Annotated in this window: 17 protein-coding genes; 15 read left to right on the forward strand and 2 right to left on the reverse strand. The window is 70.8% G+C overall.

The features are described from left to right. Positions 1–6 precede the first annotated feature (6 nt). The 6 genes from sufU to OG329_RS33310 all read left to right on the forward strand — a co-directional run bounded on the left by sufU (position 7) and on the right by OG329_RS33310 (position 5,368). Positions 7–471, forward strand: a complete 465-nt coding sequence (sufU, locus tag OG329_RS33285) for a Fe-S cluster assembly sulfur transfer protein SufU (RefSeq protein WP_405800150.1) — start codon at positions 7–9, stop codon at positions 469–471. Further along, entirely contained in the window at positions 468–806 is a 339-nt protein-coding gene (locus OG329_RS33290; protein WP_023542537.1) for a metal-sulfur cluster assembly factor, read from the forward strand. Before sufU ends, OG329_RS33290 begins: the two co-directional genes overlap by 4 nt. A gap of 185 nt (positions 807–991) precedes the next feature. Further along, entirely contained in the window at positions 992–1,585 is a 594-nt protein-coding gene (locus OG329_RS33295) for a TetR/AcrR family transcriptional regulator (protein WP_405800151.1), read from the forward strand. Between the two features lie 46 nt (positions 1,586–1,631). Beyond that, positions 1,632–2,567 (forward strand): SDR family NAD(P)-dependent oxidoreductase, encoded by a 936-nt coding sequence (locus tag OG329_RS33300; RefSeq protein WP_405800153.1) that lies wholly within the window; start codon positions 1,632–1,634, stop codon positions 2,565–2,567. Positions 2,568–2,736: 169 nt separating this feature from the next. Next, a complete protein-coding gene (locus OG329_RS33305) occupies positions 2,737–3,141 on the forward strand; it encodes a hypothetical protein (RefSeq protein WP_405800155.1) in 405 nt (134 codons plus the stop codon). 100 nt (positions 3,142–3,241) lie between these two features. After that, the gene (locus OG329_RS33310) at positions 3,242–5,368 is read left to right on the forward strand and encodes a PQQ-binding-like beta-propeller repeat protein (protein WP_405800156.1); all 2,127 of its coding nucleotides are present in this window, start codon (positions 3,242–3,244) and stop codon (positions 5,366–5,368) included. Between the two features lie 32 nt (positions 5,369–5,400). On the opposite strand, the gene OG329_RS33315 is transcribed toward OG329_RS33310, so the two are convergent. After that, complete coding sequence (locus tag OG329_RS33315; protein ID WP_405800158.1) at positions 5,401–6,417, reverse strand: oxidoreductase; 1,017 nt, start codon at positions 6,415–6,417, stop codon at positions 5,401–5,403. Between the two features lie 315 nt (positions 6,418–6,732). Here OG329_RS33315 and OG329_RS33320 point away from each other — a divergent pair, with 315 nt between their 5' ends. From OG329_RS33320 to OG329_RS33360, 9 genes are all read left to right on the forward strand, one after another. Beyond that, the gene (locus OG329_RS33320) at positions 6,733–7,059 is read left to right on the forward strand and encodes a DMT family transporter (RefSeq protein WP_405800160.1); all 327 of its coding nucleotides are present in this window, start codon (positions 6,733–6,735) and stop codon (positions 7,057–7,059) included. After that, on the forward strand, positions 7,059–7,658 hold the full coding sequence (locus tag OG329_RS33325) for a TetR/AcrR family transcriptional regulator (RefSeq protein ID WP_405800161.1): 600 nt from the start codon (positions 7,059–7,061) through the stop codon (positions 7,656–7,658). Before OG329_RS33320 ends, OG329_RS33325 begins: the two co-directional genes overlap by 1 nt. Before the next feature lie 9 nt (positions 7,659–7,667). Continuing rightward, positions 7,668–7,862: a hypothetical protein gene (locus OG329_RS33330; RefSeq protein WP_405800163.1), complete on the forward strand. Its 195-nt coding sequence runs from the start codon at positions 7,668–7,670 to the stop codon at positions 7,860–7,862. Positions 7,863–7,990: 128 nt separating this feature from the next. Next, positions 7,991–8,602: an RNA polymerase sigma factor gene (locus OG329_RS33335; protein WP_405800164.1), complete on the forward strand. Its 612-nt coding sequence runs from the start codon at positions 7,991–7,993 to the stop codon at positions 8,600–8,602. Continuing rightward, entirely contained in the window at positions 8,595–9,656 is a 1,062-nt protein-coding gene (locus OG329_RS33340; RefSeq protein WP_405800166.1) for a CU044_5270 family protein, read from the forward strand. The genes OG329_RS33335 and OG329_RS33340 overlap by 8 nt, the downstream gene beginning before the upstream one ends. A 104-nt stretch (positions 9,657–9,760) precedes the next feature. Next, positions 9,761–10,750: a 2,3,4,5-tetrahydropyridine-2,6-dicarboxylate N-succinyltransferase gene (gene dapD, locus OG329_RS33345; RefSeq protein WP_405800168.1), complete on the forward strand. Its 990-nt coding sequence runs from the start codon at positions 9,761–9,763 to the stop codon at positions 10,748–10,750. 39 nt (positions 10,751–10,789) lie between these two features. After that, positions 10,790–11,446, forward strand: coding sequence for a DUF4232 domain-containing protein (locus OG329_RS33350; protein WP_405800170.1), 657 nt, complete (start codon positions 10,790–10,792; stop codon positions 11,444–11,446). A 13-nt stretch (positions 11,447–11,459) separates the two neighbouring features. Beyond that, a complete protein-coding gene (locus tag OG329_RS33355; protein ID WP_405800172.1) occupies positions 11,460–11,981 on the forward strand; it encodes an SMI1/KNR4 family protein in 522 nt (173 codons plus the stop codon). Positions 11,982–12,090: 109 nt separating this feature from the next. After that, positions 12,091–12,795, forward strand: a complete 705-nt coding sequence (locus tag OG329_RS33360) for an antibiotic biosynthesis monooxygenase (protein WP_405800174.1) — start codon at positions 12,091–12,093, stop codon at positions 12,793–12,795. A gap of 104 nt (positions 12,796–12,899) precedes the next feature. On the opposite strand, the gene OG329_RS33365 is transcribed toward OG329_RS33360, so the two are convergent. Further along, entirely contained in the window at positions 12,900–14,726 is a 1,827-nt protein-coding gene (locus OG329_RS33365; RefSeq protein WP_405800176.1) for an endonuclease/exonuclease/phosphatase family protein, read from the reverse strand. Between the last annotated feature and the right edge of the window lie 128 nt (positions 14,727–14,854).

A 14,854-nucleotide genomic window follows, 5' to 3' on the forward strand; every position in this document is an offset into this window, starting at 1 on the left:
TGACCGGTGAAGCTGGATTCCATGTACCAGGAAGTCATCCTGGATCACTACAAGCACCCCCACGGGCGCGGTCTGCGGGACGGCGACGCGGAGGTGCACCACGTCAATCCGACGTGCGGTGACGAGATCACGCTCCGCGTGAGGTACGACGGCTCGCGCGTCGCCGACGTGTCGTACGAGGGCCAGGGCTGCTCCATCAGCCAGGCCAGCGCGTCCGTGCTGAACGACCTGCTCGTCGGCAAGGAACTGGCGGACGCGCAGAAGATCCAGAGCACCTTCCTGGAGCTGATGCAGTCCAAGGGCAAGATCGAACCGGACGAGGCGATGGAGGAGGTGCTGGAGGACGCCGTGGCGTTCGCCGGCGTCTCCAAGTACCCCGCCCGGGTGAAGTGCGCGCTGCTGAGCTGGATGGCGTGGAAGGACGCGACGGCCAAGGCACTGGGCGACACCACGCAGAAGGAGACGGCATGAGCGAGAACGAGACCGTGATGATGAAGCCCGCCTCCGAGGAGGAGGTCCGTGAGGCGCTGTACGACGTAGTGGACCCCGAGCTGGGGATCGACGTCGTCAATCTGGGCCTGATCTACGGCGTCCACATCGACGAGTCGAACGTCGCCACCCTCGACATGACCCTGACGTCGGCGGCCTGTCCGCTGACCGATGTGATCGAGGACCAGGCGAAGTCGGCGACGGAGGGCATCGTCAACGAGCTGAAGATCAACTGGGTCTGGATGCCGCCGTGGGGCCCGGACAAGATCACGGACGACGGCCGCGAGCAGTTGCGGGCGCTGGGCTTCAACGTCTGAGCCGGCTGCCCGGCCGCTTCACGTAGGCGTGGTGTGCTCCCCCTTCGCGGGGGCGCGCCACGCCTTTGTCGTGCCGTCGGCCCCCAAGCCCGTACAGCATGGGATTTCCTACTCGACGTGGAACGCGACATCACCCAAAACTGCAATGAGTAGTGTTTTGAATTGTGTGGTGCTATTTTTCAGGTATGGCGACCACTGGAGCCGCGCCCGGCAGGCGCGAACGCAAGAAGGCGGCCACCCGTAAGGCCCTGGCCGACGCGGCCCTGGAACTCTTCCTGGAGCACGGCTACGAGAAGGTGACGATCGCTCAGATCGCCGAGGCCGCGGACACCGCGACCACGACCCTGTTCGCGCATTTCCCGGCGGGCAAGGAAGCGCTGATCCTCGACGACAGCGGGGAGCGGGAAGCGGCTCTCGTCCAGGCGGTCCGCGAGCGGCCCGAAGGCGGCTCGGCCCTGGAGGCCCTGCACGCCTTCTTCGCCGGCCGGGCGCCCTTCGCCGACGAACGCGACCTGCCCGAGCGCTACCGGCGCGCGTCACAACTGGTGATGGACACTCCGGCGCTGTGGCCCTACGCGCGGAAGGTCTGGGTGGCCTGTCAGGAACCGCTCGCCCGCCTGTTCGCCGAGGCCGCCGGCCGGAGCGAGCCCGACGAATCCCACCACCTCCTGGCCCGCTACGTGCTGGAAACCCCCGACCTGGCATCGAGCCGCCCCGACCGGAAGGCCGCCCTCGCCGAGGCGTTCCGCCGTCTCCGGCTGGCCTGGCCCGAACTCTGATCACCCCCCTGGGCCCCCCACCCGCGACCCCCCGCAAGGAGCCCTCGTGGCCTGGAACGTTCACAAGCCCCCGCGCGCCGACGGCACCACCGTGCTGGTGACCGGCGGCAACGCCGGTATCGGCTACTTCACCGCCGAGCAGCTTGCCGCCGCCGGAGCGACCGTCATCATCGGCAGCCGCAGCCCGAGAAAGGCCACCGCCGCCGTGGATGCCATCACCGCCCGCGTCCCCGGGAGCCAGGTGCGGCACATACCCCTGGACCTGGCCGACCTCGACTCCCTGAAGGCATCAGTCAGCCACCTGGACACCGACGCACTCGACGCCGTCGTCCTCAACGCGGGTATAGCGCTGGATGCCCCGCCCCGCGAGCAGAACCACCGCGGCCACGAACTGATGTTCGCCACCAACCACCTCGGCCACTTCGCCCTGGTGCACCGGCTGGCGCCCTGGCTCAACGCGGCCCCGGCAGCCCGGATCGTCACCATGGGCAGCTTCGCCGCCCGCTCCGAGCGCCTCGACCTCGACGACCCGCAATCCGTACGCGACTACGACCCCAAACGCGCCTACGGACGCTCCAAACTCGCCCAGATGACCTTCGCCTTCGAACTCGACCGCCGGCTGCGCGCCTCCGGCAGCACCTGCATGAGCGTGATCGCCCACCCCGGCGGCGCCCTGGACGCCCTCACCCCGCCCCGTCCCGGCATCCACCGGCGGTCCGGATCCCGGCATCTGCTCAGCCTGCCGGCGAGACTCCTCGTCCAGGGCAAGGACGCCGGCGCCTGGCCCGCCGTCCGCGCCACCCTGGATCCGGACGTCCGAGGCGGCCAGCTATGGGGTCCCGGCAGGCTCGGCCTCAGCGGCAAACCCCACCTCGAAACACCGCAGGCCCATATGACCGACCGGCCCACCGGAGCGGCCCTCTGGACAGCGAGCACCCACCTGAGCGGCCAGTCAACTCGCGTGGACCCTTTCGCTTCCTGACGCACTGACATGCCGTCGGCGATGTACCGCGCAAGCCGCACCAGGGCAAACGCGGCGAACTGGTCAGCGGGCGCGGGCGGGCTGACGGTGGTTCACGCGTACCGCTAATCTCCCCGCCATGTCATCTCAAGGGCGTAGTGCCGCAAGCGTTTTCTGCATCGTGTTGGCGATGATCAGCATGGTCACCGCGGTGACCCTGTCGGCGGTCGCACTGACCGCGAGCTCTCAGGTGTCCGGAGGGTCGCTGGACGAGTTCAACAGCGAGAGCGTCCGCTTCAACGAGGCCAATTGCGAGCCCGAGAGGGATGCGCCGTCCGATCAGCCCTTCATGGACTGCCTCTTCGCGTACGAGTCTGCCGTCCAGCAGGATGCGGCGTCCTGGTCCAGCGAGGTCGCGGGGCGGCAGGCGGACGTCGAGGCGAGGGGCAATATGGCGATCATCTTCGGGCTGCTCGGGGTGACCTTCGCGGTCTGTGCCGTGGCGTCCAACAGGGGCGGCCGGTCCGGGCCGGCCGTGCGTCATCCGGCCTCGGGCGGGGCACCCGCGCCTGCCCGGTCACCGTCGCAGCCGTAGCCCCGTGGCCCGTGGCCGATACGCCGTGAGCGGGCTGCGGTTCAATGGTGGGATCAAGATTTCCGGGCGTGCGACCACGGACGAGGGCGGCGGGGGAAGAGTGACCGGTCGGGTACTTGCGGGCCGATACGAGCTGGTGTCGCTCGTGGGCCGGGGCGGCATGGGCGAGGTCTGGGAAGGCCGCGACGATGTCATCGGGCGCCGCGTCGCGGTCAAGCTCCTCTCCCACCAGCAAGACGGAAGCCAGGACGGAAGTGGCGGCGCCGAACTCTTCTTCCGCGAAGCGCGCACGGCCGGCCGGCTCAACCACCGAGGCGTGGTGACCGTCTTCGACATGGGTGAAGACCCGCTCGACGGAACCCTCTACCTCGTCATGGAGTACGTCACCGGACACGACCTCGCCGCTCTCCTGCGACGCGAGGGCCCACCGTCCATCCACCGCGCGGTGGACTGGGCCGCACAGACCGCCGCCGCTCTGGCCGCCGCCCATGCCGCCGATGTCGTCCACCGGGACCTCAAACCCGGCAACCTCATGCTCACCACCGAGAACGAGATCAAAGTCCTCGACTTCGGCATCGCCCGCTTCATGGCCGCCACCACCAAATCCAGCCAGGTCATGGGCACCCTCGCCTACATGCCACCGGAACGTTTCGACGAACACCCGGGTGACGCCCGCTCCGACCTGTACGCGCTGGGCTGCGTCCTGCATGAACTCCTCACCGGGCACACGCCGTTCCGGCCCACCGGGCCCGTCGCCATGATGACCGCTCACCTCACCACGCCCCCCGAACCACCCAGCCACCACCGCTCCGGCATCCCCACCGTCGTCGACGACCTCGTACTGCGACTCCTGGCCAAGGATCCCGCCGACCGCCCCGCCACCGCCGCCGAAGTCCACGACATCCTCCGCACACTTGCGCACACCGCGATCCCCACACCCACCGTCGTGGACCCGCCCCGGTCGGCCCGCCAGGCCGGCCCCGCCGAGCCGCCTGCCGACAGCGACGTGCACGCCCTGCCCACCCGGACGGCCACCCCGCCCCCGGGCGACCGGCCGCCGGCCGCCCCCGGCCAGGGGACGCCTCCAGCACCCACCCGCCGCCAGGCCCTGTGGCTCGCGGCCGGGGCTCTGGCCGCCGTGGGCACGGGCGTTGCCGCGCTGATGCGTTCCGGGGACGAATCGGGAAGCGGCGGGAGCGGGCCCGGCGCTTCCCCCACCGGCTCCGGTTCCCCGGCCGCCGACCGGGGATGGACGATCGGGCTCAACTCGGTCATCCCCACCGCTCCGTTGGTGGCCGGCGGCGTGCTGTATGTGATCGACCTCGACGGGCTGCACGCCGTGGAGCCCGCCAGCGGCAAGAAGCTGTGGACCGGGTCACTCGAACAGGCCGGTTCCCTGGCGGCGTACGGCTCACAGGTGTTCGTGGGATGCGACGACGGGACGGTATACGCCTTCGACGGTGGCGCGAGGCCCCGGTGGAACTTCCGCTCGGACAGCGTCGGCAGCACCAGGGTCCGGGCACAGGGCAAGTCGGTCTGTCTCCTCACCGACGATGTCCTGTACTGCCTGGACGCCGCCACCGGGGCCAAGAGGTGGGAGTCCGAAGGGGGGTGGCTGGACCACACGCTGACGGTGACCGCCGACACCGCCTACCTTGGCAGCTCGGACGACAAGCTGTACGCGCTCCGCCTGAAGGACGGCGAACAGCGGTGGACACGTCCCACGGACAGCTTCCCGCCCGGACCGCCCGCCGTGGACCCGTCCAAGAACCTCCTGTACTTCGCCGACCAGGCCAACGCCATGGCCATCGGCAAGACCGACGGCAAGGTGAGGTGGACCTCCCCGATCCGGGACAAGGGCGGGCTGGACAGCCCGTCACCGGCCGTTCTGGCCGGTGACACGGTCTACGTCGGCGGGGCGGACCGGCTGGTGTTCGCGCTGAACGCGGCCGACGGCAAGCGGAAGTGGGCCGCCGGCGACGGGCAGGCGACCATCCCGGCCGTCGCCGGCGGCCGGGTCTATGTCGCCAACCGCGAAGAGTTCTTTCCCACCGTCGTGGCGCTGGACGCCAAGGACGGCTCCGAGGTGTGGAGCTGCCCGGCCACCGAGCGCGTGGGGCTCACCGCGGACGGCAACTACCCCTTCGTCCACGACCGCCTGGTGTACGTGGCCACGGCGGCCCGACTGCTCGCCATCGACGCGGCCACCGGCAGCTACCCGACGTAGGGCCGCCACGAAATTCGGTGTCCGCGCGGTCGTCAGCGGTGCCGGCCGGGCGGGCTGAACGCGGTCGGTGTGCCCGCCGCCGCGATCAGGGCCGGGGCCAGCTCCTCCTTACGGATGCGCTGATCGATGTAGAGGAGATTGAGCACGAGCTGGGGGAAGGTCGTGGCGAAGACCTGGCTGACCAACTGGCCGATCATCGCCAGGACCAGATAGCCGCTCACCGCGACGAAGATCTCGCCCACGGTCGGCTCGTAACTGAACTCTCCCGCGTCGAACGCGCCGGGGAAGGCCCCCGCCAGGTTGAACAACTGCTGGAGCACCATGCCCGCGATCGAGGCGATCACGAACGCCAGCAGCGAGATGCCGCAGATCCGCCACCAGGAGCCGCGGACCAGCTCCGCCGAGCGGCGCAGCGCGCCGACGGGGCCCTGCGTCTCGATGACGACGACCGCCGGGGCGAGAGAGAACAGCACCCACAGCCATACCGCCAGGGGCGCCAGCACCAGGCTGCCGGCGAAGCCCAGCGGGATCAGCCGGCCGGCCGGGTCCCAGCCGCCCGTGGCGATGACGGTGGCCATGGTGGACACCACCCCGGTGATGAACAGCAGGAGCGGGATCAGCATGATCAGCCCGCTCAGGAAGACCGTTCCGACGACGGCCGGTACACGGGACAGCGCCCGTAGCAGGATCGTGCCGACCTTGACCCGCCGGCCGAGCACCGCCTCCTGGACGATCACCGGGCAGCAGGTCTGCATCATCGCGGTGGCCAGCAGCAGCACCGCCGTCAGCACGATCCAGACGACGGCGAAGGCGACGATCAGCGGCTGTACGTCGGTCCAGGCGGGTGTGGAGCTGCGCGGCGTGTCCACGACGGCGGACAGATGGTCGCCCACGGCGGCGTACGCGACGGCCAGCGCCCCGCCGGCCAGCAGGAACGCGGCGCCGTACACCGCCACGGCTATGCCCAGCAGTTGCTGCCAGTAGCGGCCCAGGGTGGCGAACGCGCCGCCCAGTATCTCGCCGACATCGAGCGGGCTCAGCGGTATCACGCCGGGCTTCGGCCCCTTCGGGCGCGACCAGCCGCCCCAGTGGGGCGGTGGTCCTCCGTACGGAGGCGGGCTCCAGTGGGGCGGGGGCTGACCTCCTCCGTACGGAGGGGGACCACCGCCGTCGTACGGCCCGTGTCCGCCTGGCTGTCCGCCTGGCTGTGCGCCGTCCCCCGCGCCGCCGCCCCACCCTGCGTCCTGCGTCACTGCTCAGCTCCGATGTGTGTCGCCGACTCCGGCCGGGACACCGTAGCGGCTCCACCCGGACTCCAGCGATTCTGTGTACGCGCGTACACAACCATGCGTACCCTCGTACACATGGGACTTGGATACGGAATGCTCGCCGTCGCGATCGCGGCGGAGGTGGCCGGGACGACGGCCATGAAGTACAGCGAGGGCTTCACCCGGCTCTGGCCCTCACTGGGGGCCGTGGTCGGTTACGTCCTCGCCTTCACACTGCTCGCCCAGACGTTGAAGACCCTCTCCGTCGGTACCGCTTACGCGATCTGGGCCGGCGTCGGCACCGCCGCCGTCGCCGCCATCGGCATGCTGTTCCTGAGCGAGGCGGCCACCCCGGCGAAGCTCGCCGGCATCACGCTCGTCATCGCCGGAGTCGTGCTCCTGAACGTCGGCGGGGCCCACTGATGGTCCGGCGTTACGACCCCGAGCGGCGGCAGCGCATCATCGACGCGGCGATCCGGGTCGTCGGACGCGGCGGGATCGCCGGGCTGAGCCATCGCACCGTCGCCGCCGAGGCGGATGTGCCGCTCGGCTCCACGACGTACCACTTCGCCTCCCTGGACGAGCTGTTGGTCGCCGCGCTGCGCCAGGCCAACGAGGGCTTCGCCTCGGCCATCAGGGACAGCGGCGCCCTCGCCGACCCGCGGTGCGACATCGCCGACGAACTGGCCCGTATCACCGCGCGATGGCTGACGGCGGACCGCACCGGCGCCGAGCTGGAGTACGAGCTGTACCTCGCCGCCCTGCGCCGCCCCGCGCTGCGCCCCGTGGCCGCCGAGTGGTGCGAGGGAGTCACGCAAGCCCTCGCGGACCGCGTCGACCCGGTGACCGCCTGCGCGGTGGTCGCGCTGCTCGACGGCATCTGCCTCCAAGTGCTGCTCACCGGCGGCGAGTACGACGCCGACTACACACGCGAGATGCTGGGGAGGGTCCTCGCCCCGGCGCCGCGATCGTCGGCGCCCGCCGGTACACGGCTCTCGGCCGGCGCGCGGCGGCCCCGGTAGATTGACCGGATGAGCCCTGAGATCACGAACGCGGAGTGCCGCCGGTGCGGCACGCTGATCGCCGGGCTCGACGGGCGCTATAGCTGCGGAGTCTGCGGCTGGGTGAACCACCACTCCGAGGGGCACCGGACCCTGCCGCGCGCCGAGGACGACACCGGCCGCGCGGCGGGCCACCCCGACGACAACCACAACCGGCTGAGCTGAGACGCGCGGTCGACGCGGGCCCGTGACCGCCCCGTGGCCGCCCTTGCGGCACACCGCGTGAACCCGTTGCGGCGCATCGGGAAACAGGGAGTGGAAGCACACCTGAACACGCCGCATACGGAGGGCTCGTGACCGGAAGACCACCGGACGACGACCAAGACGACGACGGGGCCGTCGTCCGACAGTCCCTGGAGCGCCCGGAAGCCTTCGCGCTCCTCTACGACCGGTACGCCCCGGACATCCACCGCTACGCCGCCCGCCGGCTCGGCGACGGCGCGGCCGACGACATCACCGCTGACACGTTCCTGACGGCGTTCCGTATCCGCGCCCGGTTCGACACCGGACGTCAGAGTGCGCGGCCCTGGCTGTACGGCATCGCGGCCAACCTGATCGGCAAGCAGCGCCGTACGGAGGTACGGGGACTGCGCGCCCTCGCCCGTACCGGCCGCGACCCCGTAGCCGAGTCCTGGGTCGAGCGCGCCGACAGCCGGGTCACCGCCGAGGGGGCGCAGGCGGCGCTCGCCGGGGCCGTCGCCGGTCTGTCCGGCGGGGACCGGCATGTCCTGCTGCTGGTCGCCTGGGCGGACTTCACCTATCAAGAGGTGGCCGACGCGCTGTCCATACCCATCGGCACGGTCCGGTCCCGGCTCAACAGGGCCCGGCGCAAGGTCAGTACGGCGCTGGGTGGCGCCGACCCCACCCGAGTGACAGACGTAGCGGAGGCGACGAGCCATGGATGAGACGACAATGGTCGGCGAACTGCGCGCCGACGCACCGCTGCCCGACCGCGCCAGGCTGGCACCGGGCAGACAACGGCTGCTCGACTCCGCCGTGTCCGGCGGCCGGGTCCGCAAGCTGCGCTCCGACTGGCGTACGGCGGCGGTCGGCGCCGTGGCCGCGATCGCGGTGGCGGCGGTGACGGCGACCCTGCTGGTGGGCGGCGGCGGGCAGGACACGGCGTCCGCGCCGCCGCCGAGCGGCGCGGGCCAGGTGGTCGGCAACCCGAAGGACGTGCTGCTGGACGCCGCCGCGCTGGTCGAGGACGATCCGGTGCCGAGCCCCGGGGCCAAGCAGTGGATCTACACGCGCACGACCTCCTACAACGTGTCCATGGACGGGGACTCCGGCATCGTGGTCGAACTCCCTCCCGGGGAGGAGCCTCCGGCGGGGCTGTCACCGACGCAGGTGCCGGGCACCGGGAGGGCCGTGGTCCTGACCGGCCCGGGGCCGCACGAGATAGAGGCGTGGACTCCGTTCGCCGATCCGGCTTTGGAGAAGGGGAAGGACGACGACGACTACTCGCACCGCGAGATCTTCGCATTCCTCAGCGACCTGCCCGACGACCCGGACAAGGTGCTCGACAAGGTCCTGAAGTTCTATCCGTCCGACTCCGCGGGTTCGGAGACGCCCGAGCAGCACGCGTTCCGGGCCCTCGGGCTGTTCCTCACCGAGCCGATCGTTCATCCCAAGGGGCTGGCGAAGGTGTACCGCGCGATGGCGGAGATGCCCGGCATCAAGGCGAGCTGGGTCACCGACAGCGCCGGCCGGGAGGCCCTCGCCATCGGCCTGAAGGACGGTGCGGGCAGTGAGTACCTGCTGGATCCGGCCACGGGTCTGTCGCTCGGAGGGCGGTTGACGGCGGGCGAGGACGCCTCGGCCATGACGAGTCGCCTGAACGCCGACGGATCGAGCGGTGCGGCCGTACCGGGGGCCACCTGGAAGAAGGGGGACGTCACTATGGAGGACCTCATGCTGGAGTCGGCCCTGGTCGACAAGGATCGTCAGCGCCCCTGAGCCACGAGCGCTCCCGAGCACGACCCTCCCGAACCATGGGGGACGGGCGCCCGTACGCCGAGACCGGTTGGCCTCGGCGTACGGGCGCCCGTTAGGTTTCGCTCATGACCGACACGACTGCTACTCGCACCACCGGCGCCGTCGCCGCCGGGCTCGCCACCGTCACCGAGGACGGCACCGTCCTCGACACCTGGTACCCCGCCCCCGTGCTCAGCGACGAGCCGGGCCCCGCCGGCACCGAGCGGCTGACCGCCGACCGCGCGGCCGAACTGCTCGGCGACGCCGCGCGGAAGGCCGTGGGACCCGATCCGCGCCGCGCGGTCGAGGTCGTCGCCGTGCGTACGGTCATCGCCTCCCTCGAGGACAAGCCGCTGGACGCGCACGACGCGTATCTGCGGCTGCACCTGCTCAGCCACCGACTGGTGAAGCCGCACGGCCAGAGCCTCGACGGGCTGTTCGGTCTGCTCGCCAACGTCGCCTGGACCTCGCTCGGTCCGGTCGCCGTCGACGCGCTGGAGACGGTACGTCTCAACGCTCGCGCGCAGGGCCTGCATCTCCAGGTCACCTCGGTCGACAAGTTCCCGCGCATGACGGACTACGTCGCCCCCAAGGGCGTCCGGATCGCCGACGCCGACCGCGTCCGCCTCGGCGCGCACCTCGCCGAGGGCACCACCGTGATGCACGAGGGCTTCGTCAACTTCAACGCCGGAACGCTCGGCACCTCCATGGTCGAGGGCCGCATCTCGGCGGGCGTCGTCGTCGGCGACGGCTCGGACATCGGCGGCGGGGCCTCCACCATGGGCACCCTCTCCGGCGGTGGCACCGAGCGCATCGTCATCGGTGAGCGCTGCCTCATCGGTGCCGAGGCGGGCGTCGGTATCCCGCTCGGCGACGAGTGCGTGGTCGAGGCGGGGCTCTACATCACCGCCGGTACGCGGGTGACGCTGCCCGACGGGGAGATCGTCAAGGCCCGTGGCCTGGCCGGCGCCTCGAACATCCTCTTCCGCCGCAACTCGGTCACCGGGAAGGTCGAGGCGCGCCCGAACAACGCGGTCTGGGGCGGGCTCAACGACGTACTGCACAGCCACAACTGACGACGCGTCAGTGTGCGTACCGAGGGGGACGGGGATCCGATGACGAGGCGACACCGCCGTGCCGCGCTGCTCGCGGGGGCGTTCGTCCTGCTGCTGACGGCGGCGGGATGTTCGGACCTGAAGGGTGAGATCGACGCGGAGCGGGGTGGTGGTGGCGCCCCGTCCCGGCCCGTGTCCCCCGACTCGCTCTCGCCGTCCTACCAGCAGTACGGATCCCCGTCCCCGGACCCGTCCCCGTCCGCCGGGACGAAGGCGCCCGGCTGCCCGCCGTCCGGCCTCGACGTCGTGATCGGCGGCGAGGACGCGGCCATGGGGCATCGCGTGGTCACCCTCAAGCTCTGGAACTGCGGCGACAAGCCCTACCGCCTCAAGGGGTACCCGGGCATCGAACTCCTTGACGGGGCCCGCGAACCGGTCGATGTCAAGATCTCCCACGAGAGCGACTACACCTACACCGGCCGGCGCGACGACCGCCCCGTGCGACTGACACTGGAGCCCAACGGCACGGCGAGTGCGGTCCTGCACTGGAACAACCGCGTCACCTCCCTGGACGGAGCCCCCGCCCCGGGCGCCCACATCCTCGTCACGCCCGCCCCGGACGAGGAACCGATCTCGCTGCCCCTCGGCATCGACCTCGGCTCGGACGGCACCCTGGAAGTGACCTCCTGGGCGGCCGACCCTGTCAGTGGCCGGTGATCCAATGGACCGTATGAACACCGAATGTGCCGATCGGGCCGACCTCGACGCGCTGCGCGCCGCCTTCCCGCCCCCACTGCGCAGACCCCCGCTCGGCTGGGACGCCGTCCACGCCTTCGAGCGGGAGCAAGGCGTCGTGCTGCCGGAGCCGTACCGCACGCTGGTCGCCGAGATCTGCGACGGCAGCGGTGAGGGACCCCCGGACGTCGACGGGCTGATCCCGCTGAGGTCCCTGCCCGCCGACTGGGGGCCCGACGACGGGCAGCGCGCGCCCGCGAAGCCGTTCCCGCTCACCGAGGCATGGGTGTGGGAGGACGACCCCCGGCCGTACGAGGAGATAGAGCCGCTGATCGACGAGGTGGCCAACGACGGCACCGTCGTGCTGGGCACGGACGGCTGCGGGCTGTACTGGCATCTGGTCGTCACCGGCGCGCAGCGCGGGCGGATATGGGCGGTCAGCGATGTGGGCGCCGCGCCCGCCGAGGAGGAGCCCGGTTTCGCCGACTGGGTGGCGCGCTGGTCGAAATCGCGTTGATGGCGTTGACCGCGTTGCCGCGTTGCCGCGTTGACTTCAACCGCACTTCATATTTGAGCATGGTGAGCGACGCCGCACCACGGTGGTACGGCGACGAGGAGGGATCACCATGTCCGTGCGCGTCAGCACCGTCCCCCGGATCACCCGTCCAGGAGTGGGCGTCGTCAAGGTCAGCACCTGGCAGGCCGGTACGCCCGAACGGCAGCGCGCGACGGTGGACGCCATCAGCGGGGCGTGGCGCAGCCGGGACTGGCCGGACGCCGGCCTCCTGTCGTACAGCGTCATGGTCGGCGAGGACGGCGAGAAGCTGCTGCACTACTCGCAGTGGCGCGACGACGCGGCTTACGAGGACTTCGCCCGCACGGGCCGCGACGAGCGCAACGCGGAGATCGACGCGGCCGTGCCGGGGCTCGAACGGCTCGGGCTCGGCTCGTACGAGCTGTACCGCAGCGGGGAGCCGGCCGAGGGCGACACCCGGGTGCCGGGCTGTGTGGTGATCGTGGACGTCGAGTTCGAGGGACCCGACCCGGCGCGCCAGCGGGCGTGGACGGACGCCGTCTTCGCGGCGATCGACAACGACCCGTACGGGCGGCCGGGCGGGATCTCCGCGCACTTCCACGCGAGCACGGACGGGACGCGGGTACTCAACTACGCCGAGTGGGAGACCGCGGAGAGCCACATCGCGGCGCTCAACTCCCCGGGGGACGGCGTCGGTTCGGGTACGGAGCTGTGGGAGAAGGTGCAGAACTACCCCGGTCTCGCGGGCGGCTCCGTGAAGCGGTACACGCCCGCTTTCAGCCTCTCGGCGGGCTGAGCGGGCTGAGCGGGCTGAGCGGGGGAGCGGTGGTCCGGCCGTATGTGGGGTACGGCCGGGCCACCGCCGTTCCGGGGGACGGGGGCGCGGTCACGGGGGCGCGGTCACGGGCGGAAGCGCAGCACCTGCGGGTCGTGGTCGCTGTTCTGGTCGGCGAACTCGGCGTTGATGTGGACGCTGTCGTAGTCGAAGTCGTCGACCGACGGGCTCGTCAGGATCTGGTCGAGAACCTGGCTGTTGCCCTGGAAGACGTACGAGTAACGCTCGGACACCGGCAGGGACTTGATCGCCGGGTACAGCGCGCCGTCGGCGGTGAGCGCCTTCGTCGTGGCGGAGAACTCGAAGTCGTTGATGTCGCCCACGACCAGCACGTCGGCGTTCTTCTGGATCTTCAGGAGGTCCTTCACGAAGGTGTTGACGGCCTTCGCCTGGAGGTTGCGCTGCGCCTCGGAGCTACGGCTCGGCGGCTGGTGGTGCGAGACCAGGCTCTCGTCACCGCCCTTGGACGTGAGGTGGTTGGCGATCACGATGACGGGCTTCCCGCGGAAGCTGAACTCACCGGCCAGCGGCTTGCGGCTGTCCTTCCAGGCGGTGTTCGCCGGGTCGATCCGGCCGGGGGACAGGCTCAGCGCGGCCTTGCCGTCCGTGCGTACGGCCTCGGTCGCCGTCGTCGCGTCGCCGCCCGCGCGGTCGGTGAACGAGACGCGCTCGGGGTTGAAGAGGAAGACCTGGCGGATGTTGCCGCCGGGCTCGCCGCCGTCGGTCTTGTTCTGCGGGTCGACGGTGCGCGCCTCGTACGTGGGGCCGCCGGCCGCCACGATCGCCGCCGTGAACTTGGCGATCGTCGCGTCGGCCGAGACGGTGCCGTCGTCCTTCGCGCCGTTGTCGTCCTGGATCTCCTCCAGGGCCAGGATGTCGGGCGACGACAGGTTGTTCACGACGGCGCCGGCGAGCGCGTCGAACTTCTCCTGCGGGTCGGCCGGGTCCAGGTTCTCGACGTTGTACGTCGCCACGGCCAGCTCGTCGCTCTTCTGCGCACGAGTCGTCTCGGGCTTCGCGCCACTGCCGGCGACCTCGCCGAGCGTGCGGGCCGTCAGGGTGTAGCCGCCGAACTGGTTGAAGTCCAGCGGGCCTTCGGTGCTGCCGGACAGCACGTCGCCCACGTCGGCCTTCGGGAACGGCTGCTGCGCGGTCGGGGCCAACTGCTGGATCTGGATCCGGCCGGTGTTCTGGTCGTCGTACGAGCTGTAGACCGTGCCGCCGCGGCGGTTGTCGTTCTCGGTCGGCTTGACCGTCACCCACAGCTCCGAGTACGGGTCGGTGGCGCCGACCACGCGCGAGGTGCCGACGCGGACGTTCATGCCCTCCAGCGACTCGTAGTAGTCCAGCGCGTAGCTGCGGGGCTTGAGCGTAAGGCCGTTGATGCTGTTGCCCGTCGCCGCCGTGCCCTTCGGCGCGTAGGCGGACGGGACGGACTTCGCCGAGATGGTCACCGGCGCGGGCAGTTGGTTGCCCGAGGAGACGACCGTGATCTTCGGCGACGAGATCTGGCTGAGGGACTGGTTCCCGGAGGCGGCGCCGCCGGGGATGTACTCGGTGACCGTGCCGGACACCTTGATCGAGTCGCCCACGGCGACGGTCGGCACGGCGTTGGTGAAGACGAAGATGCCCTCGCTCGTCGCGGCGTCCTTGTCGGGGTTGGGGTCCTGGAACCAGAAGCCCCGGGAGCCGTAGGTCCGCACACCGGTGACGATGCCGGGCACGTCCGCCACGGGGGTGCCTACGAGCGGCGATATCCGGCCACTGCCCTGGATGCCGTGGATCCTGACCTCGGCGGCGGAGGCGGAGGAGGATCCGGCGAGCAGACCGGCCGCCAGCGCGGCGGCGACGAGGGCCGAAACAGCGGCCGTTCTCGGTACGGATGAAGGCATTACGGGACTCCGGAAGTGAGGTGAAGAGAGGGTGTGGAGACGTAGTTCCATGCGTAGATCTACGCGCGTCAATCTCTTGCGTGGGCACATGTGTTGTCAAGGGTGTCCGGGTGTACACCCGTTGTCGG

The organism is Streptomyces sp. NBC_01506 (assembly GCF_045040295.1).
GTDB lineage: Bacteria > Actinomycetota > Actinomycetes > Streptomycetales > Streptomycetaceae > Streptomyces.

Excerpts from the sequence above, each read along its gene's own strand:
- OG329_RS33290 (WP_023542537.1), top strand. The coding sequence starts at position 468 with ATGAGCGAGAACGAGACCGTGATGATGAAGCCCGCCTCCGAGGAGGAG.
- OG329_RS33295 (WP_405800151.1), top strand. The coding sequence starts at position 992 with ATGGCGACCACTGGAGCCGCGCCCGGCAGGCGCGAACGCAAGAAGGCG.
- OG329_RS33305 (WP_405800155.1), top strand. The coding sequence starts at position 2,737 with ATGATCAGCATGGTCACCGCGGTGACCCTGTCGGCGGTCGCACTGACC.
- OG329_RS33320 (WP_405800160.1), top strand. The coding sequence starts at position 6,733 with ATGGGACTTGGATACGGAATGCTCGCCGTCGCGATCGCGGCGGAGGTG.
- OG329_RS33325 (WP_405800161.1), top strand. The coding sequence starts at position 7,059 with ATGGTCCGGCGTTACGACCCCGAGCGGCGGCAGCGCATCATCGACGCG.
- OG329_RS33330 (WP_405800163.1), top strand. The coding sequence starts at position 7,668 with ATGAGCCCTGAGATCACGAACGCGGAGTGCCGCCGGTGCGGCACGCTG.
- OG329_RS33340 (WP_405800166.1), top strand. The coding sequence starts at position 8,595 with ATGGATGAGACGACAATGGTCGGCGAACTGCGCGCCGACGCACCGCTG.
- dapD (WP_405800168.1), top strand. The coding sequence starts at position 9,761 with ATGACCGACACGACTGCTACTCGCACCACCGGCGCCGTCGCCGCCGGG.
- OG329_RS33350 (WP_405800170.1), top strand. The coding sequence starts at position 10,790 with ATGACGAGGCGACACCGCCGTGCCGCGCTGCTCGCGGGGGCGTTCGTC.
- OG329_RS33355 (WP_405800172.1), top strand. The coding sequence starts at position 11,460 with ATGAACACCGAATGTGCCGATCGGGCCGACCTCGACGCGCTGCGCGCC.
- OG329_RS33360 (WP_405800174.1), top strand. The coding sequence starts at position 12,091 with ATGTCCGTGCGCGTCAGCACCGTCCCCCGGATCACCCGTCCAGGAGTG.
- OG329_RS33365 (WP_405800176.1), bottom strand. The coding sequence starts at position 14,726 with ATGCCTTCATCCGTACCGAGAACGGCCGCTGTTTCGGCCCTCGTCGCC.